Source organism: Rhodoferax sp. (assembly GCF_013297935.1).
Lineage (GTDB): Bacteria > Pseudomonadota > Gammaproteobacteria > Burkholderiales > Burkholderiaceae_C > Allorhodoferax.
In genome coordinates this window covers 78,022-102,339 of record NZ_JAAFIX010000011.1, presented here as the reverse complement: position 1 = coordinate 102,339, position 24,318 = coordinate 78,022, and the positions used below count along the sequence as shown (strand labels likewise).

The 24,318-nt window shown below is 59.2% G+C and carries 21 protein-coding genes and 1 tRNA gene; 13 read left to right on the top strand and 9 right to left on the bottom strand.

What is annotated here, in order from left to right:
• Nucleotides 1–19 precede the first annotated feature (19 nt).
• The 6 genes from QZW03_RS14570 to lptF form a co-directional block, all read right to left on the bottom strand.
• Nucleotides 20–1,123 carry a PQQ-dependent sugar dehydrogenase gene (locus tag QZW03_RS14570; RefSeq protein ID WP_296510758.1) on the bottom strand — a complete coding sequence of 368 codons (1,104 nt, stop codon included), beginning with the start codon at nucleotides 1,121–1,123 and terminating at the stop codon, nucleotides 20–22.
• A gap of 155 nt (nucleotides 1,124–1,278) precedes the next feature.
• The gene (locus tag QZW03_RS14565) at nucleotides 1,279–2,439 is read right to left on the bottom strand and encodes a pyridoxal phosphate-dependent aminotransferase (RefSeq protein WP_296510738.1); all 1,161 of its coding nucleotides are present in this window, start codon (nucleotides 2,437–2,439) and stop codon (nucleotides 1,279–1,281) included.
• A complete protein-coding gene (locus QZW03_RS14560) occupies nucleotides 2,436–3,401 on the bottom strand; it encodes a CysB family HTH-type transcriptional regulator (protein ID WP_296510737.1) in 966 nt (321 codons plus the stop codon). Before QZW03_RS14560 ends, QZW03_RS14565 begins: the two co-directional genes overlap by 4 nt.
• A gap of 43 nt (nucleotides 3,402–3,444) precedes the next feature.
• Nucleotides 3,445–3,831 carry a CbiX/SirB N-terminal domain-containing protein gene (locus QZW03_RS14555; protein WP_296510736.1) on the bottom strand — a complete coding sequence of 129 codons (387 nt, stop codon included), beginning with the start codon at nucleotides 3,829–3,831 and terminating at the stop codon, nucleotides 3,445–3,447.
• Nucleotides 3,828–4,934, bottom strand: coding sequence for an LPS export ABC transporter permease LptG (gene lptG / locus QZW03_RS14550; RefSeq protein ID WP_296510735.1), 1,107 nt, complete (start codon nucleotides 4,932–4,934; stop codon nucleotides 3,828–3,830). Before lptG ends, QZW03_RS14555 begins: the two co-directional genes overlap by 4 nt.
• Nucleotides 4,931–6,034 (bottom strand): LPS export ABC transporter permease LptF, encoded by a 1,104-nt coding sequence (gene lptF / locus QZW03_RS14545; protein WP_296510734.1) that lies wholly within the window; start codon nucleotides 6,032–6,034, stop codon nucleotides 4,931–4,933. The genes lptG and lptF overlap by 4 nt, the downstream gene beginning before the upstream one ends.
• 23 nt (nucleotides 6,035–6,057) lie before the next feature.
• On the opposite strand from lptF, the gene QZW03_RS14540 reads away from it, so the two are divergent.
• The 4 genes from QZW03_RS14540 to QZW03_RS14525 all read left to right on the top strand — a co-directional run bounded on the left by QZW03_RS14540 (nucleotide 6,058) and on the right by QZW03_RS14525 (nucleotide 8,474).
• Nucleotides 6,058–7,503, top strand: coding sequence for a leucyl aminopeptidase (locus QZW03_RS14540; protein WP_296510733.1), 1,446 nt, complete (start codon nucleotides 6,058–6,060; stop codon nucleotides 7,501–7,503).
• Nucleotides 7,500–7,934: a DNA polymerase III subunit chi gene (locus QZW03_RS14535; protein WP_296510732.1), complete on the top strand. Its 435-nt coding sequence runs from the start codon at nucleotides 7,500–7,502 to the stop codon at nucleotides 7,932–7,934. Before QZW03_RS14540 ends, QZW03_RS14535 begins: the two co-directional genes overlap by 4 nt.
• Nucleotides 7,931–8,290 carry a hypothetical protein gene (locus QZW03_RS14530; RefSeq protein WP_296510731.1) on the top strand — a complete coding sequence of 120 codons (360 nt, stop codon included), beginning with the start codon at nucleotides 7,931–7,933 and terminating at the stop codon, nucleotides 8,288–8,290. Before QZW03_RS14535 ends, QZW03_RS14530 begins: the two co-directional genes overlap by 4 nt.
• 94 nt (nucleotides 8,291–8,384) lie before the next feature.
• Nucleotides 8,385–8,474 (top strand) — tRNA-Ser (locus tag QZW03_RS14525).
• Nucleotides 8,475–8,531: 57 nt separating this feature from the next.
• Here the strand turns inward: QZW03_RS14525 and QZW03_RS14520 are convergent.
• Together QZW03_RS14520 and QZW03_RS14515 are read right to left on the bottom strand one after the other, a co-directional pair.
• The gene (locus QZW03_RS14520) at nucleotides 8,532–9,440 is read right to left on the bottom strand and encodes a stomatin-like protein (protein ID WP_296510730.1); all 909 of its coding nucleotides are present in this window, start codon (nucleotides 9,438–9,440) and stop codon (nucleotides 8,532–8,534) included.
• A 12-nt stretch (nucleotides 9,441–9,452) separates the two neighbouring features.
• Nucleotides 9,453–9,878 (bottom strand): NfeD family protein, encoded by a 426-nt coding sequence (locus QZW03_RS14515; protein ID WP_296510729.1) that lies wholly within the window; start codon nucleotides 9,876–9,878, stop codon nucleotides 9,453–9,455.
• 131 nt (nucleotides 9,879–10,009) lie between these two features.
• On the opposite strand from QZW03_RS14515, the gene QZW03_RS14510 reads away from it, so the two are divergent.
• Nucleotides 10,010–12,280, top strand: coding sequence for an arginine/lysine/ornithine decarboxylase (locus QZW03_RS14510; protein WP_296510728.1), 2,271 nt, complete (start codon nucleotides 10,010–10,012; stop codon nucleotides 12,278–12,280).
• Nucleotides 12,281–12,399: 119 nt separating this feature from the next.
• Here QZW03_RS14510 and fabI read toward each other — a convergent pair whose 3' ends face one another.
• The gene (fabI, locus tag QZW03_RS14505) at nucleotides 12,400–13,194 is read right to left on the bottom strand and encodes an enoyl-ACP reductase FabI (protein WP_296510727.1); all 795 of its coding nucleotides are present in this window, start codon (nucleotides 13,192–13,194) and stop codon (nucleotides 12,400–12,402) included.
• A gap of 42 nt (nucleotides 13,195–13,236) precedes the next feature.
• On the opposite strand from fabI, the gene QZW03_RS14500 reads away from it, so the two are divergent.
• The 8 genes from QZW03_RS14500 to rbfA all read left to right on the top strand — a co-directional run bounded on the left by QZW03_RS14500 (nucleotide 13,237) and on the right by rbfA (nucleotide 24,317).
• Nucleotides 13,237–15,039, top strand: a complete 1,803-nt coding sequence (locus QZW03_RS14500) for an extracellular solute-binding protein (protein ID WP_296510726.1) — start codon at nucleotides 13,237–13,239, stop codon at nucleotides 15,037–15,039.
• Nucleotides 15,036–16,067 carry an ABC transporter permease subunit gene (locus QZW03_RS14495; RefSeq protein WP_296510725.1) on the top strand — a complete coding sequence of 344 codons (1,032 nt, stop codon included), beginning with the start codon at nucleotides 15,036–15,038 and terminating at the stop codon, nucleotides 16,065–16,067. Before QZW03_RS14500 ends, QZW03_RS14495 begins: the two co-directional genes overlap by 4 nt.
• Nucleotides 16,045–17,088, top strand: a complete 1,044-nt coding sequence (locus tag QZW03_RS14490) for an ABC transporter permease (RefSeq protein WP_296510757.1) — start codon at nucleotides 16,045–16,047, stop codon at nucleotides 17,086–17,088. The genes QZW03_RS14495 and QZW03_RS14490 overlap by 23 nt, the downstream gene beginning before the upstream one ends.
• On the top strand, nucleotides 17,085–18,689 hold the full coding sequence (locus QZW03_RS14485; protein WP_296510724.1) for a dipeptide ABC transporter ATP-binding protein: 1,605 nt from the start codon (nucleotides 17,085–17,087) through the stop codon (nucleotides 18,687–18,689). The genes QZW03_RS14490 and QZW03_RS14485 overlap by 4 nt, the downstream gene beginning before the upstream one ends.
• A 134-nt stretch (nucleotides 18,690–18,823) precedes the next feature.
• Nucleotides 18,824–19,423 carry a ribosome maturation factor RimP gene (gene rimP / locus QZW03_RS14480; protein ID WP_296510723.1) on the top strand — a complete coding sequence of 200 codons (600 nt, stop codon included), beginning with the start codon at nucleotides 18,824–18,826 and terminating at the stop codon, nucleotides 19,421–19,423.
• Between the two features lie 59 nt (nucleotides 19,424–19,482).
• Nucleotides 19,483–20,979: a transcription termination factor NusA gene (gene nusA / locus QZW03_RS14475; RefSeq protein WP_296510722.1), complete on the top strand. Its 1,497-nt coding sequence runs from the start codon at nucleotides 19,483–19,485 to the stop codon at nucleotides 20,977–20,979.
• A gap of 24 nt (nucleotides 20,980–21,003) precedes the next feature.
• Nucleotides 21,004–23,934 carry a translation initiation factor IF-2 gene (gene infB / locus QZW03_RS14470; RefSeq protein WP_296510721.1) on the top strand — a complete coding sequence of 977 codons (2,931 nt, stop codon included), beginning with the start codon at nucleotides 21,004–21,006 and terminating at the stop codon, nucleotides 23,932–23,934.
• 14 nt (nucleotides 23,935–23,948) lie between these two features.
• The gene (gene rbfA, locus QZW03_RS14465) at nucleotides 23,949–24,317 is read left to right on the top strand and encodes a 30S ribosome-binding factor RbfA (RefSeq protein WP_138515459.1); all 369 of its coding nucleotides are present in this window, start codon (nucleotides 23,949–23,951) and stop codon (nucleotides 24,315–24,317) included.
• Nucleotide 24,318: the final 1 nt, after the last annotated feature.

Here is a 24,318-nt window from a genome sequence, read left to right as displayed (position 1 = left end):
GGTGAAGCGCTCCCCGGGCCTAGTCAGGCAAAACGCGCAGCAAGCGGCCGCGCGGGGCATCCGTCAGCAGGTACAGCCAGCCGTCAGGTCCCTGGCGGACATCGCGCACCCGCTCGCCCAGGTCTTGCAGATGCCGGGTTTCGCGCACGACCCGGCCGCCAAAGGGCTCGCTGAGTTCCAGGCGGGCCAGGTAGCCGAATTTGAGCGAACCCACCACCAGATTTCCCGACCACGCGGGGCCGTAGCGTGTGCTGCTGACAAAGGCCATGCCGGAGGGGGCGATAGAGGGCGTCCAATAGTGCACCGGCTGCTCCAGACCCGCTTGGGCGGTGATGCCCGCACCAATCTTGCCGCCGCCGTAGTTTTCGCCATAGGTGATGACCGGCCAGCCGTAGTTGCGCCCGCTCTGCACCGTGTTGATTTCGTCGCCGCCTTGGGGGCCGTGCTCCAACTCCCACAGGGTGCCGTTAGGGGCTATCACCATGCCTTGGGGGTTGCGGTGGCCCAGGCTCCAGATTTCGGGTAGCGCGCCGCTGGCCTGGGCGGCAGCGGTGGCAAAAGGGTTGTCGGCGGGTACCGTGCCGTCTTTGTGGATGCGGATAACCTTGCCATGGTGGTTGCCGAGGGTCTGGGCATCGTCTTTGCGGCTGAAGCGCTCACCCAAGGCGAGAAACAGGGTGCCGTCGGGTTGGCCGTCGCGCTGGCCCTCGGTCATGCGGCAACCGAAATGCCCGTTGCTGTTGACTTTGGGCTTCTGACTGAACAACACCTTCAAGTCCAACAGGCGGGTGCTATCGGGGCTCAAGGTGGCCCGTGCCATGGCGGTGCTGTTGCCGCCTTCGCCCGGCTCGGCATAGCAGAGGTAGAGCTGGCGGTTGGTGGCAAAGGCGCTGTCCAGCAGCACATCGAGCAGGCCGCCCTGGCCGCGGGCTTCAACCGGAGGGAGCCCGCTTAAGGGCGCACTGACTTGGCCTGTGGCACTGATGGTGCGCAGGCGCCCGGGTCGCTCGGTGACCAGAAATTTGCCATCCGGCAGAAAAGCCAGCGCCCAGGGGTGCTCCAAACCGGAGGCTACGGTTTCGATCCGCAGCGCGGTGGCTTGCGCAAGTGCCGCGCCCACCATGCACACCCACAGGGCCAGAGCGATGCCCCCGCTGCGGGCGGCTGATCCGCCGCTTGCCAGGATGCGGAGCGAACGAGTGAGTGGCAATTTATGCATAAAACAGCCTCCAGCCCTTATGAATATTGCGCAGCTAGCTACTAAAAGAATAGCAATTCTTACAGGGTCTTGAGTCGCTCCAGTGCGCTGTGCAGGGTGTTGTCTTGCTTGGCAAAGCAAAAGCGCACGACCCGCTGGTCAAAACCATTGCCATAAAAAGCGGACAGCGGTATGGCCGCCACGCCCACCTCGCGGGTGAGCCATTGGCAAAAGTCCGCCTCACCGAGGTCGCTCACCTCGGAAATGTCCACGCACTGAAAGTAGCTTCCCTGGCTGGGCAAGAGCTTGAAGCGCGTGCCGGCGAGCCCGGCGCGAAACAGGTCCCGCTTGGCGCTGTAAAAGGCGGGCAGGTTGAGGTAGGGCGCCGGGTCGGCAAGGTAGGCGGCCAGCGCGTGCTGGACCGGCGTGTTGACGGTGAACACATTGAACTGGTGCACCTTGCGGAACTCGGCCGTCAGCGCGGCGGGGGCTGCCACCGTGCCGACTTTCCAGCCGGTCACATGAAAAGTTTTGCCGAAGCTCGACACCACAAACGCCCGTGCTGCCAGGCCGGGGTAGCGGGAGGCGCTTTCGTGCTGCTGGCCGTCAAACACCATGTGTTCATAAACCTCGTCGCTGATAAGCAGCACGTCGGTGGGCGCCAGCAGGTCTTGCAAGGCCAGCATGTCGGCGCGGCTCCACACGGTGGCGCTGGGGTTGTGCGGGGTGTTGATCAGAATGGCGCGGGTCTTAGGCGTGATGGCCGCGCTGATCTTGGCAAAGTCGGGCCGGAAGGTGCCCGGCGTGAGCGGAACCCGCACCACGACGCCGCCGGCCAGCTCGATATTGGGCACATAGCTGTCGTAACAGGGCTCCAGCACGATGACCTCGTCACCCGGGTGCACCACCGCCAGGATGGCAGTAATGATGGCTTGCGTAGCACCGGCCGTGATGGTGATCTCGCGGTCCGCGTCGTACTGCTTGCCATGCAGCGCCGCAATCTTGGCAGCCACGGCTTGGCGCAGCACCGGCACGCCGGTCATGGGCGGGTACTGGTTGTGGCCGGCTTGCATGGCGGCGGTCACGGCGTCCACCAGCGCCGGGTCACAGGCAAAGTCGGGGAAGCCTTGGCCCAGGTTCACCGCCTTGTGCTCTGCGGCCAAGGCCGACATGACCGTAAAAATCGTGGTGCCCACATTCGGCAGGCGGGAGGTGAGGGTGGGGGTGTGTGCGGGAGTCATAGCTCGTAGTCGTTAACATGGCCTTCCATGGCCTTGGCAATCAGGGCGCGGTTGAGGCGGCTGCTTAAAAATTCGGCAAAGGTAAACACAAAGTTTCGCAGGTAGGCGCTGCGTTTGAAGGCGACACGGGTCACGTTCTGACCGAACAGGTAGCCCGCGGGGCGCACTACCAAGCCGCCCCGGGCGCCGTTCTTTTCCATGTCCTCGACGACATCGGTGACCGCCATTTCGGCGGCAATGCCGATGCCCAGGCCCAGGCGCACGTAGGTCTTGATCACATCGGAGTCAATGGCTTCCAGCGAGATGCGGGGTTCGAGCTTTCGGGCCTCAAAGGCCTGGTCGATCTTGGTGCGGCCGGTGAACGAGGGGTGGTAGGTGATGAGCGGCTCGGCTGCCACATCCTCGAGCGTGACGCGCTCTTTCTGGGCCAGCGGGTGGTCTGCCGGCAAGACCAGCACGTGTTGCCACTCGTAGCAAGGCAGGGTGACCAGCTCACTGTAGTTGGAGAGCGATTCGGTGGCGATGCCGATTTCCGCCACATCGTCAATCAACATGCGGGCCACTTGGTCGGGTGCGCCCTGGTGCAGGCTGACGTTGACCTTGGGAAACGCGGTGCGCAGCTGGGCCACTTTTTCAGGCAGCACATAGCGTGCCTGGGTGTGGGTGGTGGCAATGGACAGGGTGCCGCTGTCCTGAGAGCTGTACTGCTCGCCGATGCGCTTGAGGTTGTTGACCTCCCGCAAAATCAGCTCGATGCTTTTGAGCACATGCTGGCCCGGCTCGGTGATGCGCTTGAGGCGCTTGCCGTGACGGGCAAAGATGTCGATGCCCAGCTCTTCTTCCAGCTCAATGATGGCCTTGGACACGCCCGGTTGCGAGGTGTGCAGTGCCTTGGCCGCTTCCGTCAGGTTGAGGTTGCGGCGGGCGGCTTCCTGCACGAAGCGGAATTGGTGAAGGTTCATATCGAATTCCAGCTAAAGATGGAATTCATTATGCCTCAGGGGTCTATGCCTCGGTGGGGTCCAGCGCTATAGCGGCCAGCATGTGCACCAGGCGCTCGTCTTCTCCCACCGCCTTTTGGAGCACAAAGTTCACCTCCGGGTGGGTGCTGCGCAGCTGGGCCACGAGTTCTGGCAAGTCTTCGCGGGCATGGCGGCCCACGCCCAGAAACATCGGGACGATGGTGATGCTGCCGGTACCGGCTGCAACCAGTTGGGCCACGGTGTGCGGCAAATCAGGTTGACTGAGCTCGAGGTAGGCGCAGGCCACCTCGACCTCAGCCGACTGGCTGCGAATGCGTGCTGCCACGGCCTCCATGGGCTTGTGCCAGAGAGGGTCGCGGGAACCGTGGGCAAACAACACAATGGCGTGGCGGGGGGCGGAGCTTGTCATCGTCGGAGTACGAGCCAGGTAAAGGCGGCAAGAGAAAAGAAGGAGTAGATCATGCCGGGCAGAGCGGCGGTGATCCAAGGCTGCCAACCCTGCAGGTTTCCAAGGTCATTGAGCACGTTGTTGAGCAGCACGAAGCTGATGCCTGCCATCACGCCGCCGAAGGTGTAGCTGGCAATTCCCCCGGATCGGAAGTGCAGGTAGGCAAAGGGCAGCGAGAGCACCACCATCACCAGGCAGCTCAGCGGGTAAAACACTTTCTTCCAGAACTGGATTTCGTATTTCTGCGCACTCTGGCCGTTGGCGTTGAGGTGGCGGATGTACTGGAACAGGTCAATCGTGCCCATGCGCTCGGGCCGCAGAACGGCGGCAGCCACCATTTCGGCACTGATTTGCGTAGGCCAGCGGAAGCTTTCAAACGCCACCCGGTCCACCTTGGCGACCTGGTTTTTGTCTGCGCTGAATTCGGTGCGCTCGCCGTTGGCTAGCGTCCAGGATTCGTCGCTGCCGAACGTGCCGGTTGTTGCATCGGTCAGGGAGACCACAAAGCCTTGGTTGTCGAATTCATAGATGCGGATGTCCTTGAGCGTGGCGTCGGGTGCCAGCGAGCCCACATTAACGGAAAAGCTGCCGTAGGCCTGCTTTTCCTTGAGCCACGCGCCTGTTTTCCCCACGCTGATCTTGCCCTGAAAGCGCGATTTGAGGAGCTGCGCAGTCTTGTCGGCCAGCGGGGCCACATAGTCCCCCACCGCAAAGGTGAACAACACAAAGCCCAGCCCCAAGACCATGAGCGTGCGTAAAGCCCGCCAAGGCCCTAGGCCGCTGGTGCGTAAAATAGTGAATTCGGAGCTGCGGGCCAGGCGGGCCATCACAAAAATGGTGCCAATCAATACCGTGATGGGAAAGAGCTCATAGACATGGGCTGGAATCATGAGCGCCACATAGATCAAAGCTTGGGGCACCTGGTAACCTGTGGCACCCAACCGGCTCACTTGTTGGAGTTCTTCGACCACGTCAAAGAAAAAAAACAAGGCCATGAAGGCCAGCGTGACGAGCGTGACGGCGGTGATGACCTCGCCGTAGAGCAGTTTGCGGAGAGTTTTCATCGGGAACCTTGAATGCGAGCCTTGCGGCGGGGCAAGCGCAGAGTCCAGTGGTTGTGCCGCTTGGCCAGCCACACCATGCTCAAGACCAACACACCACCGTGCAACTGCAGCAGCAGGGGCAGCAGCTCGGCTTTGCCGCTCTCCACCCAGTTTTTACCCAGCACCAGCAGGTTGAAATAGACCACAAAGGCCAGGAAGGCAAAGATGAGGTTGGTGCTCCGGCCGGCCCGTGGGTTGGCCCCCGCCGCCGCCAGTCCGATCCAAATCAGGTTGAAGGCCGCAAGCGCCAGACCGGCGCGCCATGCCAGTTCTGCAAAGTGTTGCGGGTTAGGGGTTCGGAGTAGTTCGAGCGTGGATTTGGCGTTGGAGGGGGCGTAGTCACGGCTGGAGTTGTCATCTGCGCCGACCCGGGCACCGTAGCGCTCAAAAGTGCTGAGCGTCATGTCATTTTTCCCGTTGGTGCGCTCCAGGCGCTGGCCTTCCTGCAGAACCAGAAACTTGTCGCCATTCATCACTTCGATGGTCCCGGAGCGGGCGCTGGTGATCGTTTGCTTGTTGCCTTCCTGGGTAGAAATGAAGACGTTTTTGCCGGTTTGTTGCCCCTTGCTGTCTTTCTCGATGAAAAAGACCCGGTCACCATTGGCGGACTCCTGGAACTGCCCCGGCTCGATACGCGCAATGTCGCCGCGTTTGTCGTATTTGTCGCGCAGGTCTTCAATTTTGCTGAATGACCAAGGCAGGATGACAAATGCCAGTGCCACCACCACCACGAGAATCGGCCAGGCAAAGCGCAGCAGTGGTCCAACAAGCCCGAGCAGCCCGCGCCCGCTGCCGAACCAGATCACCATCTCGCTGTCACGGTACATGCGGGTCACTACGGTGAGTACCGAGATGAACAGACTCATCGACAGAATGGTCGGCATGTCAGAGAGCACCGTGTAGCCCATGATGATGAGCACGTCGGCAGGGTTAAAGGTGCCGCGGGACGCCTCGCCCAGCGTGCGCAGCAAGGTCATGGTCATGACGACGGTCACGAGAACGATCAGGGTCGCCCCGAAACTGCGGCCTAACTCTTTGCGGATAGAGGAATGGAATAACATTGTGCGAAACGAAAGCGTGAATTATGAACTTTGAACTGAAGCCTCTGAACCTCGTGGCCTTGGCCAATGAAAAAGCGGATGTCCTGGTGCTGCTGGTAGCCCAGGATTTCAAACCCGGCAAGGATGAGTTGTCACTTTTGGTGGCCAAGTCTCTGAAGCAGGGTGATTTCAGTGCCAAGCCAGGTACGGTATTAGCCTTGCACCGGCCTGTGCAGGCCAATGCCGTGAAGGTCTTGCTGGCCGGTGTGGGTGAGGGTACGGCTCGCCAAGTCCGCTCCGCTGTGGGGGCCTGTGCTGCCAGCCTGAAGGCTGCCAATGTCAAGAAAGTCGTGGTGGGCTTTGCCGGCCCGGCCCGGGAAGACGCTGTTCGTGCGGTCCCGCTGGCTGTGGCGGACGCCACCTATGTGTACACGCACACCAAATCCAAGCCTGAGGAGCGCCAGCTCCAAAAGGTGTTGGTGGCCGCGACCAATGCCTCCGAAGTGGCTTCGTCCTTTGCAGTGGCTGTAGGCACTGTGGTGGGGGTGGAGTTTGCGAAAGAATGGGCCAACCGCCCGGCCAACTATGCAACGCCCACGTTACTGGGCCAGGCCGCGGAGAGCTTGGCGGAGTTCGCCAAGGTCACTTGCGAAGTGTTGGGGCCGAAAGAGGTGGCCAAGCTGGGAATGGGCTCTTTCATGGCGGTAGCCCAAGGGTCTGACGAGCCTCTGCGCTTTATTGTTTTGAAATATACCGGCGCTGCTAAAGCGCAGGCACCGCTGGTGCTGGTCGGCAAGGGCATCACATTCGATAGCGGCGGTATCTCCATCAAGCCTGCAGCAGAGATGGACGAGATGAAGTTCGACATGTCCGGGGCCGCCAGTGTGCTGGGGACCTTCCGGGCCTTGGCAGAACTCAAGCCGGCCATTAATGTGGTGGGCCTGATCCCTGCCTGCGAAAACTTGCTCAATGGAAAGGCAGTCAAGCCTGGCGATGTGGTCACGAGCATGAGCGGTCAGACAATTGAGATCCTCAACACCGATGCAGAAGGTCGCTTGGTGCTGTGTGACGCATTGACCTACGCGGAGCGTTTCAAACCTGATGCGGTGGTAGACATTGCTACCCTGACCGGTGCTTGTATGGTCGCTCTTGGCGGTGTGCGAAGCGGATTGTTCGCCAGCAAGCCCGCGCTGGGGGATGCACTGTTTAAGGCAGGTGAGTCCAGCGGCGATTTGTGCTGGAAATTGCCCTTGGATGACGATTACGCCGATGGTTTGAAAACTAATTTTGCGGATGTTGCCAACGTCGCGGGTCGCGCCGGTGGTGCCATTACTGCGGCGAAGTTTTTGCAGCGGTTTACCGAGAAATTTGACTGGGCACACCTAGACATCGCCGGCACGGCCTGGAAGGGCGGTGCGGCAAAGGGTGCGACCGGCCGACCTGTGCCATTGTTGGTGGACTTTGTGCTGAGTCGGGTTGCGGGTAAGTGACCGACATCGCCTTTCATTTCGGGGCCCCGAATAAGCTGGAATATGTCGGGCGCTTGCTGCGAAAGGCGGTGGGGCGGGGTGCGCGTTTGACGGTGCTCGCGGTTCCAGCGCAAGTGCAGTACCTGGATGCCAGCTTGTGGGCCACGTCGCCAACAGACTTCTTGGTGCATGGTGTGGACAACGGAGACTCAGCGTCTCTTCGGTGTCCCGTGGTGTTGACGTCCCGTGTGCATCCCGGCTTGGTGGAGCACGGGATTTTGGTGAACTTGACCCAGGAAGTGCCTGCAGGCTTTGACCAGTTTGAGCGGGTGATTGAAGTAGTGTCGGTGGACGAGGAAGACCGCGCTACGGCCCGAATCCGCTGGAAACACTATGTGCAACGCGGCTACGCGATTCAGCGCCACGACTTGAAGTTGAAAGGGGCCGAATGATGCAAGCTCCCAAGCACCCCCCACGGTTTTTGCCGACACTTACCGAGGTAGTAAGGCAGCCTCAACCGGCGGAGCTGCCGGCAGACATTGCGATTTCACAGCCTACGTTGACCCCTACGTCTGAAACATGGCACGCCAGCCCGGAGCCTGAACCGGCGGCGATGTCCGACGCAGAGTTGGTAGGCCGGGTGATGCAAATGCTGTCCCCGGCGCTGGAGCAGATTGTTCAGGAGGCCTTGCAGCAAAGCCTGCAAGCGCGCCTTCAGGTATTGCTTCCCGGGGTGTTGCAGGATGTCGAATGCACCGTCGCGCGGGCGGTGGCAGAAGCTTTGGCAAACAGTCGGCCGGGTAGCTAAGGCCTTGGCAGCGGGTGTGCCATTGCCGCTTTTTCCAAAAAGATTAAGGTTTCTTCCGGAATGCTCGAAATAACGGGCTAGAATACGAGGCTTAGGAGCGGTGGATGAGTGGTTTAAGTCACACGCCTGGAAAGCGTGCGTGGGGTAAAACCCACCGCGGGTTCGAATCCCGCCTGCTCCGCCAGAAACAGATAGCCCGTAGTGTTACGCACTACGGGCTTTTTTGTTGCCCGTTTCCTGCTTATTTGCTGGACTGAACCATTTTCATGGCCGTGGCGATCAAACCGGACACTTCGCTCATGTTGCCGGGGATGATGAGGGTGGTGGTGGCATCGGCGGCCACCTTGGCATAGGCATCAACTGCGCGCTCAGCAACCTTGAGCTGAACTGCTTGCTCTCCGCCAGGCTGCCGGATGGCCGCTGCAATACGCTCAATCGCATTGGCAGTGGCTTCCGCCACCGCGGTGATGGACGCGGCCTCGCCTTGGGCGCTGTTGATGGCTGCTTGCTTCTCACCTTCAGAGCGGGCAATAAACGCCTCGCGCTCGCCGGTCGCAATATTGATTTGCTCCTGACGGCGGCCTTCCGAGGCGGCTATCAGTGCACGCTTTTCGCGCTCGGCGGTGATTTGGGCTTGCATGGCGTGCAAGATTTCCTTTGGGGGTGTCAGATCTTTGATTTCGTAACGCAGCACCTTGACGCCCCAATTGAGCGCGGCCTCATCAATCGCTGCAACAACTTGCGCATTGATGATGTCACGCTCCTCGAACGTTTTGTCCAGCTCCAGCTTTCCGATGACGGAGCGCAGCGAGGTTTGCGCCAGCTGAGAAATGGCGATGATGTAGTTACTGGAGCCATAGCTCGCACGCATGGCGTCGGTGACTTGGAAGTACAAGATGCCATCCACCTGCAGCTGGGTGTTGTCCTTGGTGATGCAAACCTGGCTGGCAATGTCGAGTGGAATTTCTTTGAGCACATGCTTGTAGGCGACGCGGTCGATAAAGGGCACCAGAAAGTTCAGGCCGGGAGTCAGGGTGCCGTGGTACTTGCCCAAGCGCTCAATAACCCAAGCGTGCTGCTGTGGCACGACCTTGACGGACCGCGACACGAAAATGATGGCGATGACTAGAACAATGATTGCGATTTCCATAAGTTTCCCTCGTTAAGCTTTGTCTACCAACAGGCGGTTTCCCACCATTTCTGCAACCCGATGGGCTCCCCCCGTGGGGTTGATGCCGGGCCGGTGCATGACGGTCCATGCGGCACCCCGGTAGTGCACTTGGGCTGTGCCGTCAGGGCTCCATTGGCCCACTTGCACGATTTCTCCAATATCCAGATTGACGTTGGGGTTCGACTGAGCTGGCAGCTCTGCGCCCGGCCGGGTGCGGCGAAGGTGCCACAGCGAGACGGCGCCGCCTCCGACCACGGCGGCTGAGACCAGTTGCACAGCAACGCTCGCACCAGAGTAGGCTACCAACGCCGCGGCGGCGGCGCCGAGCCCGAGCATCAATAAGTAAAAGGTTCCAGTGAATAGCTCCAGCGCGACCAGCACACCGACGACGAGCCACCAGAGGTTGGGTTCCGACATGACAGGGACTCCAGTTGTATTGATGACGCCACATTGTGGGCCAATTGCAAGTCAGTGCCGCCGGCTTGCCACATTTAGTCCTTACACTTCGCGCCTGTTTGCTATTTTTAGCCCGTTGTTGGAGCCTGTAGATGAAGTTTCGCTTTCCCATCATCATCATTGACGAAGATTTCCGCTCGGAAAACACGTCGGGTCTGGGCATCCGTGCCCTGGCGCAGGCGATTGAGTCTGAAGGTTTTGAGGTGCTTGGCGTCACCAGCTACGGTGATTTGAGCCAGTTTGCGCAGCAGCAGAGCCGTGCCAGCGCTTTCATTTTGTCGATTGACGACGAAGAGTTCACTCCCGGGCCGGATCTGGACCCCGCAGTCTTGAACTTGCGCCACTTTATTGAAGAAGTTCGCCGTAAAAATCTTGACGTGCCTATTTATGTGTACGGCGAGACCAAAACCAGCCGCCACATTCCCAACGACATCCTGCGCGAACTGCATGGCTTTATTCACATGTTTGAAGACACGCCGGAGTTCGTGGCGCGCCACATCATCCGGGAAGCCAAGGGTTACCTGGAGGGCGTGCAGCCGCCATTCTTTAAGGCGCTGCTCGACTACGCCGAAGATGGCTCCTACAGCTGGCACTGCCCCGGTCACTCCGGAGGCGTGGCCTTCTTGAAGAGCCCAGTGGGCCAGATGTACCACCAGTTTTATGGTGAAAACATGCTGCGCGCCGATGTGTGCAACGCGGTGGAAGAACTGGGCCAACTGCTGGACCACAACGGTGCCATTGGTGCATCTGAGCGCAATGCGGCCCGTATCTTCAATGCCGATCACTGCTTCTTTGTGACCAACGGCACCTCCACCTCGAACAAGATGGTGTGGCACCACACCGTGGCACCGGGTGACATCGTGATCGTGGACCGCAACTGCCACAAGAGCAATCTGCACGCCATCATCATGACGGGTGCTATCCCTGTTTTTTTGAAGCCGACGCGCAACCACTTCGGCATCATCGGGCCGATTCCGCAAAGCGAATTTGAGCCGGAAACCATTCGCGCCAAGATCAAAGCCAACCCCTTGCTCCAGGGCGTGGATGCCAAAAAGGTCAAGCCACGCATTTTGACGCTAACGCAGAGCACCTACGACGGCGTGCTCTACAACACCGAAACGATCAAAACCATGCTGGACGGCTATGTGGAAAACATCCACTTTGACGAAGCCTGGTTGCCGCACGCAGCCTTTCACCCCTTCTATGGCACCTACCACGCCATGGGCAAGAACCGCGCGCGCCCCAAAGAAGCCGTGGTTTACAGCACGCAGTCCATCCACAAGCTATTGGCCGGCATCAGCCAAGCCAGCCACGTGCTGGTGCAGGACTCGCAGACGGTCAAGCTCGACAAGCACCTCTTTAATGAGGCCTATCTGATGCACACCAGCACCAGTCCGCAGTACAGCATCATTGCCAGCTGCGACGTGGCTGCTGCCATGATGGAGCCGCCCGGTGGTACCGCGCTGGTGGAAGAGAGTATTGCTGAAGCCTTGGACTTCCGCCGTGCCATGCGCAAGGTGGACGAAGAGTACGGTGATGACTGGTGGTTCAAGGTTTGGGGCCCGGACAAGCTGGCCGACGAAGGTATCGGCAAAGCGGCAGACTGGATCATCAAGGGGGAAGCCAAGTCTGCAAAAGCCAACTGGCATGGTTTTGGCAAACTGGCGTCCGGCTTCAATATGCTGGACCCGATCAAGTCCACCATCGTGACTCCGGGTCTGGACCTGAACGGCAAGTTCGCCAAGACCGGTATTCCTGCCTCCATCGTGACCAAGTTCCTGGCGGAGCACGGTGTGGTGGTGGAGAAGACCGGCCTGTACAGTTTCTTCATCATGTTCACCATCGGCATTACCAAGGGCCGCTGGAACAGCATGTTGACTGCCTTGCAGCAGTTCAAGGACGACTACGCCAAAAACCAACCCATGTGGCGTGTGCTGCCTGAGTTTGTGCAAAAGTATCCGCGCTACGAGAAGATGGGATTGGCGGACCTGTGCCACCACATTCACCAGCTGTATGCCAAGTTTGATATTGCCCGCCTGACCACCGAGGTGTACCTCAGTGACCTGACCCCGGCCATGAAGCCCAGCGACGCATACGCCCATATTGCACTGCGCAAGACCGAGCGGGTGGAAATCGACCACCTGGAAGGCCGCGTGTCGGTGGGCATGGTCACACCCTACCCGCCGGGCATTCCCTTGTTGATTCCCGGTGAGGTCTTCAACAAGAAAGTGGTGGACTACCTCAAGTTCTCACGCGAATTCAACGCCCAGTGCCCTGGCTTTGAGACCGATGTGCACGGTCTGGTGAGCGAGGTGGGGGAAGACGGCAAACTGCGTTACTACGCCGACTGCGTCAAAGCCTGAGCGTACGCCCCCTAGGGGGCTCACTAACAAAAATAGCGCTAATGCGATGGCATTAGCGCTATTTTTTTAGGAGCTGCCCGCGCAGCATCCATAGGGGCTAGAGCCGGATTTGGCTTAAATCAGCCCGCTGCGGGCTCGGTCGTCACGCCCATGGTCTGGCTGTAGCCACCGTCCACATACGTGATTTCGGCAGTGACGCCGCCGGCCAAGTCGCTCAACATAAAGGCGGCCACATTGCCCACGTCTTCAATGGTGACGTTGCGGCGGATGGGTGATGCACCTGCCACCATGTTGAGCAGTTTGCTGAAGTCTTTAATGCCACTGGCTGCTAGCGTCTTGATGGGGCCGGCGCTGATGCCGTTGACCCGGATGCCTTTGGGACCCACGGCTTCGGCGAGGTAGCGCACGCTGGCTTCGAGCGAGGCTTTGGCCAAACCCATGGTGTTGTAGTTGGGGATGATGCGCTCAGCACCCAGGTACGACAGGGTGAGCAAGGCTGCTTTCGGGTTCAGGTAGGGCAGGGCTGCTTTGGCCATTGCCGGAAAGCTGTACGCGCTGATGTCGTGCGCAATTTTGAAGTTCTCGCGCGTCAGGCCGTCCAGGAAGTTGCCGGCAATCGCTTCGCGGGGGGCAAAGCCGATGCTGTGCACAAATCCGTCAAACGTGGGCCAGTGTGTCGACAAGTCTTTGAACAACTGGTCGATCTGCTCGTCGCTGCCTACATCGCAGTCGAACACCAGCTTGGAGTCGAAGTCTGCTGCAAACTCAGTGATGCGGTCTTTGAAGCGCTCGCCTACATAGCTGAACGCCAATTCGGCGCCTTGTTCTTTGCACGCTTTGGCGATGCCATAGGCGATGGAGCGGTTCGACAGCACCCCGGTAATCAACAACTTCTTGCCTGCTAAAAAGCCCATATCGTCCTCTTAAAAATGCGTGGTCTGGTGCAGAATTGTCGCATGCGGATTTGGGCACTATTTCTCTGGAGTTTTGCGGCGTGCAACACGTGGGCTGCCCACGGCTATGCGTTGTGGGGGGACCTGCAATATCCCGCAGGGTTCGCACATTTCAGCTACGTGAATCCGGCTGCCCCCAAGGGAGGGGAGTTGCGTCTGGTGAGTAACTTGCGGGTGTCTACCTTTGACAAGTACAACCCCTTCACCGTGAAAGGCTCGGCACCGGCGTATTTGAGCAACTTAATGTTTGACAGCCTGCTCGCCGGAGCGTTGGACGAAACTGCGGCCGGTTACGGCTTGCTGGCGCAGGACGTGTCGGTGTCGCCGGACCGTTTGAGTGCCACCTTTGTGCTGCGCCCCGAAGCGCGCTTTCACAACGGGGACCCGGTGCTGGCACGGGATGTCAAACATAGCTTTGACATGCTCAAAAGTGCGCAGGCAGCACCGGGCTACCGCAGTCTGCTGGAAGAGGTCGTGGCGGCCGAGGTTCTGGACGCACGCACCGTGCGCTATCGATTTGCGAAGCCCAACCGGGAGCTGCCCTTGACCGTGGGCGGTTTGCCGGTTTTCAGCCACCGGTGGGGGGAGGTAGGGGGCGTCGCCAAGCCCTTTGATCAGATCGTGATGGAGGTCCCCATCGGGAGCGGTCCCTACAAGGTCGGGCCAGTGAATTTCGGCAAAGACATCACTTATGTGCGCGACCCTCAGTATTGGGCGCGCGATCTGCCTGTGCGCCGCGGTACGGCCAATTTCGACCGCATTACCGTCAAAATTTACAAAGACAGCACCGCACGGCTTGAGGCCTTGAAGGCCGGCGAGTTCGACTTGATGCGTTTCTTTTCAGCGGGTGACTGGGCCCGGCGCGTCACCGGTCGCAAGTTTGACACCGGCGAGCTCGTGAAAGAAGAGTTCCGCCATACCTTGCCCACCGGGTTCCAGAGCTATGTGCTCAACACCCGTTCCCCCAAACTGCAAGATGTGAGAGTGCGCCAGGCACTGGGCTTGGCTTTGGATTACGAGTGGATGAACCGGCAGATGTTTTACGGCGCTTACCAGCGCGTGCAAGGTTTGTTTGGCAACACGGCGTGCCAAGCCACGGGTCTGCCGTCGCCGGCTGAACTGGCTTTGCTCTCTCCATTGCGTGCGAACGTGCCACCTGCGGCATTCGGCCCCATGGCTGTAGCGCCCCGTACCGATGGGGATCGCAGTCTGCGTGACAACCTTCGGGTGGCCCAGGAGCTGTTGCGCGAGGCGGGCTGGACGTTCAGGGATGGCGCTTTGCGCAATGCCCAAGGCCAGACTCTGGAGTTGGAGTACCTCGATAGCAATGAGAGCGGTGTGCGGGTCGTGACTCCCTGGGCCCGCAACCTGGAGAAGATTGGCGTCAAGCTCAACTTCCGGCCGGTGGACTTTGCGCTCTACCAACAGCGCCTGCAAAAGTTTGAGTTTGAAATCACATCCATCGCCTATGCGGGTACGCAGAATCCCGGGCAGGAGTTCGTAGACTTGTTCGGCAGCAAGGCCGCCGGGCAGGAGGACTCGGGCAATCTGAGTGGAGTTCGCAATGCTGCAGTGGACGCGCTGATTCAAACCATGACTTCCGCCAACTCCAAGAGTGCACTTTTGCCGGCCTGTCGTGCTTTAGACCGCGTGATAGCCCACAGCCATGTGCTGGTACCTCAGTGGTCGGCCAGCAGCCACCGCCTGGCCTACAACCACTGGCGCCTGGACAAGCCTGCCGCCATGCCCCCCTATGCAGCCGGTGAGGGCTGGGCCATTGATACCTGGTGGGCCAAGCAACCATGAATCTTCTGTCTTACACACTCAAGCGCTTGCTGCTGATGGTGCCCACCCTGTTCGGGGTGTTGTTGCTGACCTTTGTCGTGGTGCAGTTTGTGCCCGGCGGGCCGGTGGAGCAGTACCTGGCTGAAGCCAAGGCCGGTGGCAGTGTCGGCGCCGAGGGCGGGCTGAGCTATCGCGGCGCGCAGGGTGTGGATCCCAAGCGCCTGGAGTTAGCCAAGGCCTTGTACGGCTTTGACAAGCCGGCCCCTGAGCGTTTTTGGCACATGCTGCAGCAGTTCGCCCGTTTTGACCTGGGAACCAGCTTTTTCCAGAATCGCAAGGTCTCGGAACTGATCTGGGAGAAGCTGCCGGTGTCCATGAGCCTCGGCCTGTGGACATTTTTTATCAGCTACGCCATCGCGGTGCCCTTGGGGATTGCCAAGGCAGTGCGGGCGGGGTCGCGTTTCGATCTGGTCACCAGCTCAATAGTGCTGGTGGGGTTTGCTATCCCGGGCTTTGTGCTGGGCGTGGCCCTGTTGGTTGTGTTCGGTGGGCAGCTGCAATGGTTCCCGCTGCGGGGCCTTACCTCGTCAAACTGGGAGAGCTTGAGCTGGGGGGCAAGGGTGGTGGACTATCTGTGGCACATCGCCATGCCGGTGACCGCCATGGTGATGGGGAGTTTTGCCACCATCACCATGTTGACCAAAAACTCGTTTTTGGAAGAAATCCGCAAGCAATATGTGTTGACGGCCCGTGCCAAAGGATTGCCTGAGCGCGCAGTCCTGTGGAAGCACGTGATGCGCAATGCACTCATCCCCATCGTGACGGGTTTTCCTGCCGCATTTATCGGGGCTTTCTTTACCGGTTCATTGCTGATCGAGACCCAGTTTTCGCTGGATGGGCTAGGCCTGCTGAGCTACGAGAGTGTGATCCGCCGCGACTACCCCGTTGTGATGGGCACGCTGTATCTTTTTACCCTCATGGGGTTGGTGACCAAATTGGTATCCGACCTCTGTTACGCCTGGGCGGATCCCCGTGTCACCTTCGAATAACCCGGGCCCCGTGGCCCGCGCCTGGCGACGCTTCAGGCGCAACCGCTTGGGCTTTGCCAGCTTGCTGCTTTTTGCAGGCTTGGTGGTGCTGAGTCTGTGTGCCGAGTTGGTGTCCAACGACCGGCCTCTGGTGGTGGTGTACCAAGGAGAGGCGTACTGGCCCTTGGTTCGCGATTATCCGGAAACCACGTTCGGCGGGGATTTCGCCACGCCGACAGATTATTTGGACCCGTTTATCCAGCAGCGCTTGGCGCAGGAAGGCAACTGGGCACTTTTTGCACCCAACCGCTATGGCCCGAAGACGCTGAATTACTTTGCCACTGCGCCCAACCCAGCGCCGCCAAGCAGCGCAAATTGGCTGGGTACGGATGACCGGGGTCGCGATTTATTGGCGCAACTGATTTACGGCTTTCGGGTCAGTGTGCTGTTTGCCTTGGCGCTTACGGTCACCGGTGTGGTGCTCGGTGTGCTGGCCGGCGCGGTGCAGGGCTACTTTGCAGGTAGAACCGACCTTGTCATGCAGCGGGCCATTGAGGTCTGGGGCTCCATGCCCGAGTTGTACCTGCTCATTATTTTCAGCGCGGTATTCACGCCCAGTGTGGGCTTGCTGTGGGTGTTGTTGAGCCTCTTCGGCTGGATGGGGCTCTCGGACTATGTGCGGGCGGAATTTTTGCGGAACCGGCAACTTGACTATGTGCGGGCTGCGCGGGCGCTGGGGGTGTCGGACCGCGTCATCATGACCCGGCACATCTTGCCCAACAGTTTGACGCCGGTCGTTACCTTTTTACCCTTCCGGATGAGCGGTGCAATTCTTGCGCTGACCTCGCTCGATTTTCTGGGGCTTGGGGTCCCACCAGGCACTCCCTCGCTGGGGGAGTTACTGTCACAGGGCAAGAACAATATCGATGCCTGGTGGATATCGTTGTCCACGTTTGCGGTGTTGGTGGTCAGTTTGTTGTTGCTCACCCTGATGGGTGATGCCTTACGGGACGCACTCGATCCCAGAAAGCAGGACGCATGAGCCTCGCCCCGCTTTTGCTGCAGGTAGAGCAGCTCCGGGTTTCATTCGGCGGTAGTGAGGTGGTCAAGGGAATTGACTTTGCGATCCGCGAAGGGGAGAAGCTTGCATTGGTAGGGGAGTCGGGTTCCGGCAAAACCATGACCGCGCTGGCGTTGCTGGGCTTGGCGCAAGGCGCGCGCACCGGTGGTTCCGCCCGGTTTGCGGCTACGACCGGGATGGTCGATCTTCTGGCGCTACCGGAGCAGCAACTTCGCCCCATCCGGGGGCGGGACATCGCCATGGTGTTTCAGGAGCCCATGACCGCGTTGAATCCACTGTTCACCATCGGTGAGCAAATAGCAGAGATTTTGCAAGAAAAAGAGGGGCTAGCCCGCGAGGAATCTGTGCGATTAGCTATTAATTTAATAGCGGACACCGGCATTGAGGAGCCCGCCCGTCGGGCGAAAGCTTATCCCCACCAGCTATCGGGTGGGCAACGTCAGCGCGCCATGATCGCCATGGCCTTGGCATGCTCACCCCGCTTGTTGCTCGCGGACGAACCCACCACGGCCCTGGATGTCAGCGTCCGCCAGCAGATCCTGGATTTGTTGGCTGAACTGCAGGTGCGAAAAGGCATGGCGGTGCTTTTGATTACCCATGATCTGCACCTAGTCCGCAAGTTCGCAGATCGGGTTGCCGTGATGGAGCAGGGCTGTGTGGTGGAGCAAGGTTCTGTGGCAGAGGTTTTTGCAGCGCCGCAGCACCGTTACACCCGCGAGTTGCTGGACAGCCTGCCTGTGCGCGACGTCGCGCCGGTGGTAGCGGATGCGCCTGTCGTGCTGGAGGCTCGGGGCGTGTGCGTGAACTACCCGGTGGCTCAGGGCGGCTGGCGCGGCTGGTTTTCCCGTGGTCGCTTTCCCGCCGTACAGCAGGTCGATCTGGTGTTGCGACGGGGGGAAACACTGGGCGTGGTGGGGGAGTCCGGTTCAGGCAAATCTACGCTGGCCCTCGCTGCGTTGGGGTTGGTGGGGTATTCCGGCGCGGTTTCTGTGGGCGGTGTGGCGTGGTCAGGGCGATTCCGGCAAGACCTGCCGCTGAGAAAAAAGGTGCAAGTGGTATTTCAAGATCCTTTCTCTTCACTTTCCCCGCGGCTGACCGTCGAAGAGCTGGTCGGGGAGGGGCTGGATGTCCATGACGCAGGTACCTCCGTGGCAGAGCGGCAAGGGCGGGTGGTGGAAGCACTGCGGACAGTCGGCATCACAGAAACCCAGTTTCCCGGCATGTTGCAACGTTATCCGCACCAGTTTTCCGGCGGGCAGCGTCAGCGGCTGGCGATTGCCCGTGCACTGGTCGTGGAGCCGGAGGTCCTGGTGTTGGATGAGCCCACCAGTGCCTTGGATGTCACTTTGGCACAGCAGGTCTTGAGACTCTTGCAAGGGTTGCAAAAAAGCCGGGGTTTGTCATATCTACTGATAACCCACGATGTCGCGGTCATGGAGGCCATGGCACACCGGGTGGTAGTGATGCACCAGGGGCGTGCGGTGGAGGCGGGTGCGCTGGCGGATGTCTTTAGTGCCCCACAGCATGCTTATACCGCCAAATTGCTGGCTGCAAGCCGGTAATTTCCTTAAGAATCAAGGGCTTTAGGGCGCTTTTCGAGTACAATCCAAAGCTCACGACCAAACGGGCGGGTAATTACCGCCCGTTTTTTTTGGTCAATCGTTTTTCATCCTCACATCAGGCAGGCATTACAGACGTGGCATTACAGGACATCGTTGAACAAACCGTGGCAGGGCTGGGATATGACTTGATCGAGATCGAGCGTTCCGCCGGAGGATTGCTGCGCATCACCATCGATTTGCCCTGGACTCCGCCTGTTGAAGGGCAGCCTGTTGTGGAGCAGTTCATCAACGTTGAGGACTGCGAAAAAGTTAATCGGCAGTTGCAGTTTGCGCTCGAGGTCGATGGCATCGAATACAAGCGACTGGAAATTTCCTCTCCAGGTATCGATCGTCCTTTGCGCAATGTGCAGGACTTTGAGCGTTTTGCCGGTCAGGTGATCGACATCACTTTGAAAGCACCTATGGGTGCTGCTGCCAACGGGCAGGTGAGCGCCAATCGCAAAAAATTCCGCGGCACGCTGGAGCGTGTGGTAGCTGCGGATGCTTCGGTGGGCTGGCAGATCGTCTGGAGCGATGCGCCTGAGCCCAAACCCGGTCAAAAAGTCAGTAAACAGCGCGTCCCGCCACCACTGCAAGCCCTCGGCTTTGCGTTGGATGAGCTGCGCGAAGCCCGTTTGGCCCCGATTGTGAATTTCAAAGGCCGCAATGGCCAGTCGCTGGTGGATGAGGCTTAACGCCCGCGCCCCGAATTCGATTTGTATTGGTTGATTAGAGTGTTCAGGAGAGTCATGGCATGAATCGCGAACTGTTGATGCTGGTTGAAGCAATTTCCCGTGAGAAAAACGTGGAGCGTGATGTGGTGTTGGGTGCCGTCGAGGCAGCCTTGGCACAAGCCACTAAAAAGCTGTACGCCGGTGATGTGGACATCCGCGTCGCATTGGATCGCGACAGCGGCAATTACGAAACCTTCCGCCGCTGGCATGTGGTGCCCGATGAGGCAGGTCTGCAATTGCCTGACCAGGAAATTTTGCTGTTTGAAGCCAAAGAGCAAATCGCTGACATTGAAGTCGATGAGTACATCGAGGAGCCTGTGGCTTCGGTGCCTATCGGCCGTATCGGTGCCATGGCGGCCAAGCAAGTTATTCTGCAAAAAATTCGCGATGCTGAGCGCGAAATGCTGCTCAACGACTTCATGTCCCGCGGTGAGAAGATTTTTGTCGGTACCGTCAAGCGCATGGACAAGGGCGACATCATTGTCGAGTCCGGCCGCGTCGAAGGCCGCCTGCGCCGCAGCGAAATGATCCCGAAGGAAAACCTCCGCACGGGTGACCGCGTTCGCGCCATGATCATGGAAGTGGACCTGACCCTGCGTGGCGCACCGATTGTGTTGTCGCGCTCGGCGCCAGAGTTCATGATCGAGCTGTTTCGCCAGGAAGTGCCCGAAATCGAGCAAGGTCTGCTGGAAATTAAGTCTTGCGCCCGTGATGCAGGTTCCCGCGCCAAGATCGCTGTGTTGTCGCACGACAAGCGCGTTGACCCCATCGGCACCTGTGTGGGTGTTCGTGGTACACGCGTGAACGGTGTGACGAACGAGTTGGCCGGCGAGCGTGTGGACATCGTCCTTTGGAGCGAAGATCCGGCCCAGTTTGTGATCGGCGCTTTGGCTCCTGCCAACGTGTCTTCCATCGTGGTTGACGAAGAGCGCCACGCCATGGATGTGGTTGTCGACGAAGAAAACCTGGCGATTGCTATCGGTCGTGGTGGGCAGAACGTGCGTCTGGCTGCGGAGTTGACCGGCTGGAAAATCAACATCATGGACGCCGCTGAGTCCGCCCAGAAGCTGGCTAACGAGACAGATTCCGGACGCAAGCTGTTCATGGAAAAGCTGGATGTGGACGAAGAAATCGCCGACATCCTGATCGCTGAAGGCTTCACCAGCCTCGAAGAAGTGGCCTATGTGCCGCTACAAGAGATGCTGGAAATCGAGTCCTTTGACGAAGACACTGTGCATGAGCTGCGCAACCGTGCCAAAGACGCACTGTTGACCATGGAAATTGCACACGAGGAAAGCGTAGAGGAAGTCTCGCAGAATCTGCGTGACCTGGAAGGCTTGACTCCCGAATTGATTGGCAAATTGGCAGACGGCGGCGTGCATACCCGCGACGAACTGGCCGACCTTGCCGTCGACGAATTGACAGATATTACCGGCCAGTCTGCGGACGAGGCCAAGGCCCTGATCATGAAGGCGCGCGAGCATTGGTTTACCAATGACGCCGCCTCTCAAGAGTAATGGTCATGAAAGGTTCCACAGAATATGACCAGTACGACCGTTGCCGAGTTTGCCAATGAACTCAAAAAATCTACCGACACCCTGCTTGAGCAGCTGAAATCCGCGGGAGTGCCCAAAGCGTCTCCCTCCGATGCGCTGACCGATGCAGACAAGCACAGCTTGCTGAGCTACCTGCAAAACAGCCATGGCACTGCCAGCCCTGAACGCAAAAAAATTACGCTGGTGAAAAAACAGACCACCGAGATCAAGCAGGCTGATGCCACCGGCAAGGCCCGCACGATCCAGGTGGAAGTGCGCAAGAAGCGCACTTTTGTCCGCCGTGATGATGGCGTGGAAGGCACCGTGGAAGTTGAAGAGCAAGATCTGGTGGCTGCAAATGCTGCGCAAGCCGCAGAAGATGCGGAGCTGGCTCGCCGTGAGGAAGAGGCCAGCCGTCAGGCTGAGTTGATCCGTCGCCAGGAAGAAGAGTTGGCCCAGCGCCGCCGTGAGCGTGAAGAGCAGGAAGCCCGTGCTAAGGCTGCAGCTGAACAAGCTGCCGCTCAAGAGCGCGAAGCCCAAGCTGCCGCCGCAGCTGCCCGCAAGGCCCAGGATCAGGTCCAGGTTTCTGTGAAGGCCGAACCGGTTGCTATGGTTGCTCCGGCTGTTGATACAGCGGCAGTGGTACAAGCTGCTGAAGCGGCTGCCAAGGCTGCCGCGCAAGAGCGTGCCAATGCTGCAGCGCAGGCCTCGAAGGCTGCCGCTGCCGAAGAGGCGGCACGTGCCGCTGATTTGGGCGAGCGTCGTCGTAAAGCAGAAGCGGAAGCAGCTGCTATCCGTTCCATGATGGCGGCCCCCAAGAAGGTGATGGTTGCCCCTAAGAAGGTGGAAGAACCCAAGCCCGCTGCAGACGCCAAAGCCGGCATGAAAGGCACATTGCACAAGCCAGCCAACGGCTCGGCAGTGGCCAAGCCCGGAAAACCTGCACCTGGTGCTGCGACTACAGGCGCTCCCGCCGGAAATGGCAAAGAGGTCAAGTCCGCCAAGCTGTCCAGTAGCTGGGCAGGCGATCCCGCCAAAAAGAAAGAACTCAAGACACGTGGCGACACGTCTGCCGGGGCAGGGCGCTCCAGCAACTGGCGTGCAGGTCCTAAGGGTCGTCGTGGCAACGACCGCGATCGTGACGATCATCACAACCAGCAGTCCGCACCGGTGGAAGCGCGCATCATTGAGGTGCACGTGCCTGAAACCATCACGGTGGCCGAGTTGGCCCACAAGATGGCCATCAAGGCCTCTGAAGTGATCAAGGCGCTCATGAAAATGGGCCAGATGGTGACGATCAACCAACCTCTGGACCAAGACACCGCCATGATCATGGTGGAAGAAATGGGCCACAAGGCTATTGTTGCCGCGCTGGATGATCCGGAAGCATTTACCGACGACGAAGTCCAAGGCCAGGAAGCGATCTCGCTGCCCCGCGCACCTGTGGTTACCGTGATGGGTCACGTCGACCACGGTAAGACATCGTTGCTGGACTACATTCGTCGGGCCAAAGTGGCCGCCGGTGAGGCTGGTGGTATTACCCAGCACATCGGTGCCTATCACGTGGAAACGCCGCGTGGCATGGTGTCTTTCCTAGATACCCCGGGTCACGAGGCATTTACCGCCATGCGTGCCCGTGGTGCGCAGGCTACCGACATCGTGATTCTGGTAGTTGCAGCCGACGACGGCGTGATGCCGCAAACCAAAGAAGCGATCAAGCACGCCAAGGCGGCTGGCGTTCCTCTGGTGGTTGCGATCACCAAAGCCGACAAGCCCGATGCCAATTTGGAGCGGGTCAAGCAAGAGTTGGTCGTTGAAGAAGTCGTGCCGGAAGAATACGGTGGCGATTCTCCATTCGTGCCCGTGTCTTCCAAGACCGGCATGGGTATCGATGACCTGCTTGAGCAAGTGCTGTTGCAAGCCGAAGTGTTGGAGCTGAAGGCCCCAGTAGAAGCCATGGCCAAGGGCTTGGTGATTGAAGCCAAGCTGGACAAGGGCCGCGGTCCTGTCGCAACCGTCTTGGTGCAGTCGGGTACGCTCAAAGCCGGTGATGTGGTGTTGGCGGGTCAGACTTACGGTCGCGTTCGTGCCATGCTGGACGAAAACGGCCACAAAATCGAGACGGCCGGACCGTCCATCCCTGTGGAAATCCAAGGCTTGACCGAGGTGCCGCAGGCAGGTGATGAGTTCATGGTCATGTCCGATGAGCGTCGGGCCCGTGAAATTTCTACTTACCGTGCCGGCAAGTTCCGCAACACCAAGTTGGCCAAGCAGCAAGCAGCCAAACTGGAAAACATGTTTGCGGACATCGGTGGCGGCGACGTCAAGATGCTTCCCATCATCGTCAAGGCCGATGTGCAGGGCTCGCAAGAAGCCCTCGCGCAGTCCTTGCTCAAGTTGTCGACCGACGAGGTCAAGGTGCAGATGGTCTACTCCGCAGTGGGTGGTATCAGCGAATCCGACATCAACTTGGCGATTGCCTCCAAGGCTATCGTGATCGGCTTCAACACCCGTGCCGATGCAGGCGCGCGCAAGTTGGCTGAAGGCAACGGTGTGGATATCCGTTACTACAACATCATTTACGACGCCGTGGATGAGTTGAAGGCAGCGATGTCCGGCATGTTGGCGCCAGAGAAGCGCGAAGAAGTCATCGGTACAGCCGAGATCCGCACCGTGTTTGTGGCCTCCAAGATCGGTACGGTGGCGGGTTGTATGGTGACCAATGGTTACGTGACCCGCAATGCCCATTTCCGTCTGTTGCGCGAGAACGTGGTGATCTACACCGGCGAGTTGGACTCTTTGAAGCGCATGAAGGACGACGTTCGCGAAGTGAAAGAAGGCTTCGAGTGCGGTATCAAGCTCAAGAACTACAACGACATCAAGGAAAGCGATCAGCTCGAATTCTTTGAAGTCAAAGAGATCGCCCGTACCCTGTAAGCGAAGGTTTTTGAGTGCGAAAAAAGTCATCTACCCCCAACCGCAGCTTTCAGGTGGCCGACCAGATCCAGCGGGATCTGGCCGAGCTGATCGCTCGCGAGTTGAAGGACCCACGAGTGGGCATGGTCACCATTCAAGGCGTCGAAGTGACGCCCGACTATGCGCATGCGAAGGTGTTCTTCAGTCTGTTGGTGGGCGATCCGGTGGAAACGGCCGAAGGTCTGAACCAGGCTGCAGGCTTTTTGCGCGCCGGTTTGTTCAAGCGACTGCACATCCATACGGTGCCAACCTTGCATTTCATTTTTGACCAGACAACCGAACGAGCCGCAGACATGAATGCGCTGATTGCTCGTGCGGTATCGTCTCGCGCCAAAGAGGATTAAG

What these genes read in the sequence shown, in the direction of transcription:
- QZW03_RS14520 (WP_296510730.1), bottom strand. Translation starts at nt 9,440, where the DNA reads ATGGAAATCGCAATCATTGTTCTAGTCATCGCCATCATTTTCGTGTCG.
- QZW03_RS14515 (WP_296510729.1), bottom strand. Translation starts at nt 9,878, where the DNA reads ATGTCGGAACCCAACCTCTGGTGGCTCGTCGTCGGTGTGCTGGTCGCG.
- QZW03_RS14570 (WP_296510758.1), bottom strand. Translation starts at nt 1,123, where the DNA reads ATGGTGGGCGCGGCACTTGCGCAAGCCACCGCGCTGCGGATCGAAACC.
- QZW03_RS14510 (WP_296510728.1), top strand. Translation starts at nt 10,010, where the DNA reads ATGAAGTTTCGCTTTCCCATCATCATCATTGACGAAGATTTCCGCTCG.
- fabI (WP_296510727.1), bottom strand. Translation starts at nt 13,194, where the DNA reads ATGGGCTTTTTAGCAGGCAAGAAGTTGTTGATTACCGGGGTGCTGTCG.
- QZW03_RS14530 (WP_296510731.1), top strand. Translation starts at nt 7,931, where the DNA reads ATGATGCAAGCTCCCAAGCACCCCCCACGGTTTTTGCCGACACTTACC.
- lptG (WP_296510735.1), bottom strand. Translation starts at nt 4,934, where the DNA reads ATGAAAACTCTCCGCAAACTGCTCTACGGCGAGGTCATCACCGCCGTC.
- QZW03_RS14485 (WP_296510724.1), top strand. Translation starts at nt 17,085, where the DNA reads ATGAGCCTCGCCCCGCTTTTGCTGCAGGTAGAGCAGCTCCGGGTTTCA.
- nusA (WP_296510722.1), top strand. Translation starts at nt 19,483, where the DNA reads ATGAATCGCGAACTGTTGATGCTGGTTGAAGCAATTTCCCGTGAGAAA.
- QZW03_RS14565 (WP_296510738.1), bottom strand. Translation starts at nt 2,439, where the DNA reads ATGACTCCCGCACACACCCCCACCCTCACCTCCCGCCTGCCGAATGTG.
- infB (WP_296510721.1), top strand. Translation starts at nt 21,004, where the DNA reads ATGACCAGTACGACCGTTGCCGAGTTTGCCAATGAACTCAAAAAATCT.
- QZW03_RS14540 (WP_296510733.1), top strand. Translation starts at nt 6,058, where the DNA reads ATGAACTTTGAACTGAAGCCTCTGAACCTCGTGGCCTTGGCCAATGAA.
- QZW03_RS14500 (WP_296510726.1), top strand. Translation starts at nt 13,237, where the DNA reads ATGCGGATTTGGGCACTATTTCTCTGGAGTTTTGCGGCGTGCAACACG.
- QZW03_RS14555 (WP_296510736.1), bottom strand. Translation starts at nt 3,831, where the DNA reads ATGACAAGCTCCGCCCCCCGCCACGCCATTGTGTTGTTTGCCCACGGT.
- QZW03_RS14495 (WP_296510725.1), top strand. Translation starts at nt 15,036, where the DNA reads ATGAATCTTCTGTCTTACACACTCAAGCGCTTGCTGCTGATGGTGCCC.
- QZW03_RS14560 (WP_296510737.1), bottom strand. Translation starts at nt 3,401, where the DNA reads ATGAACCTTCACCAATTCCGCTTCGTGCAGGAAGCCGCCCGCCGCAAC.
- lptF (WP_296510734.1), bottom strand. Translation starts at nt 6,034, where the DNA reads ATGTTATTCCATTCCTCTATCCGCAAAGAGTTAGGCCGCAGTTTCGGG.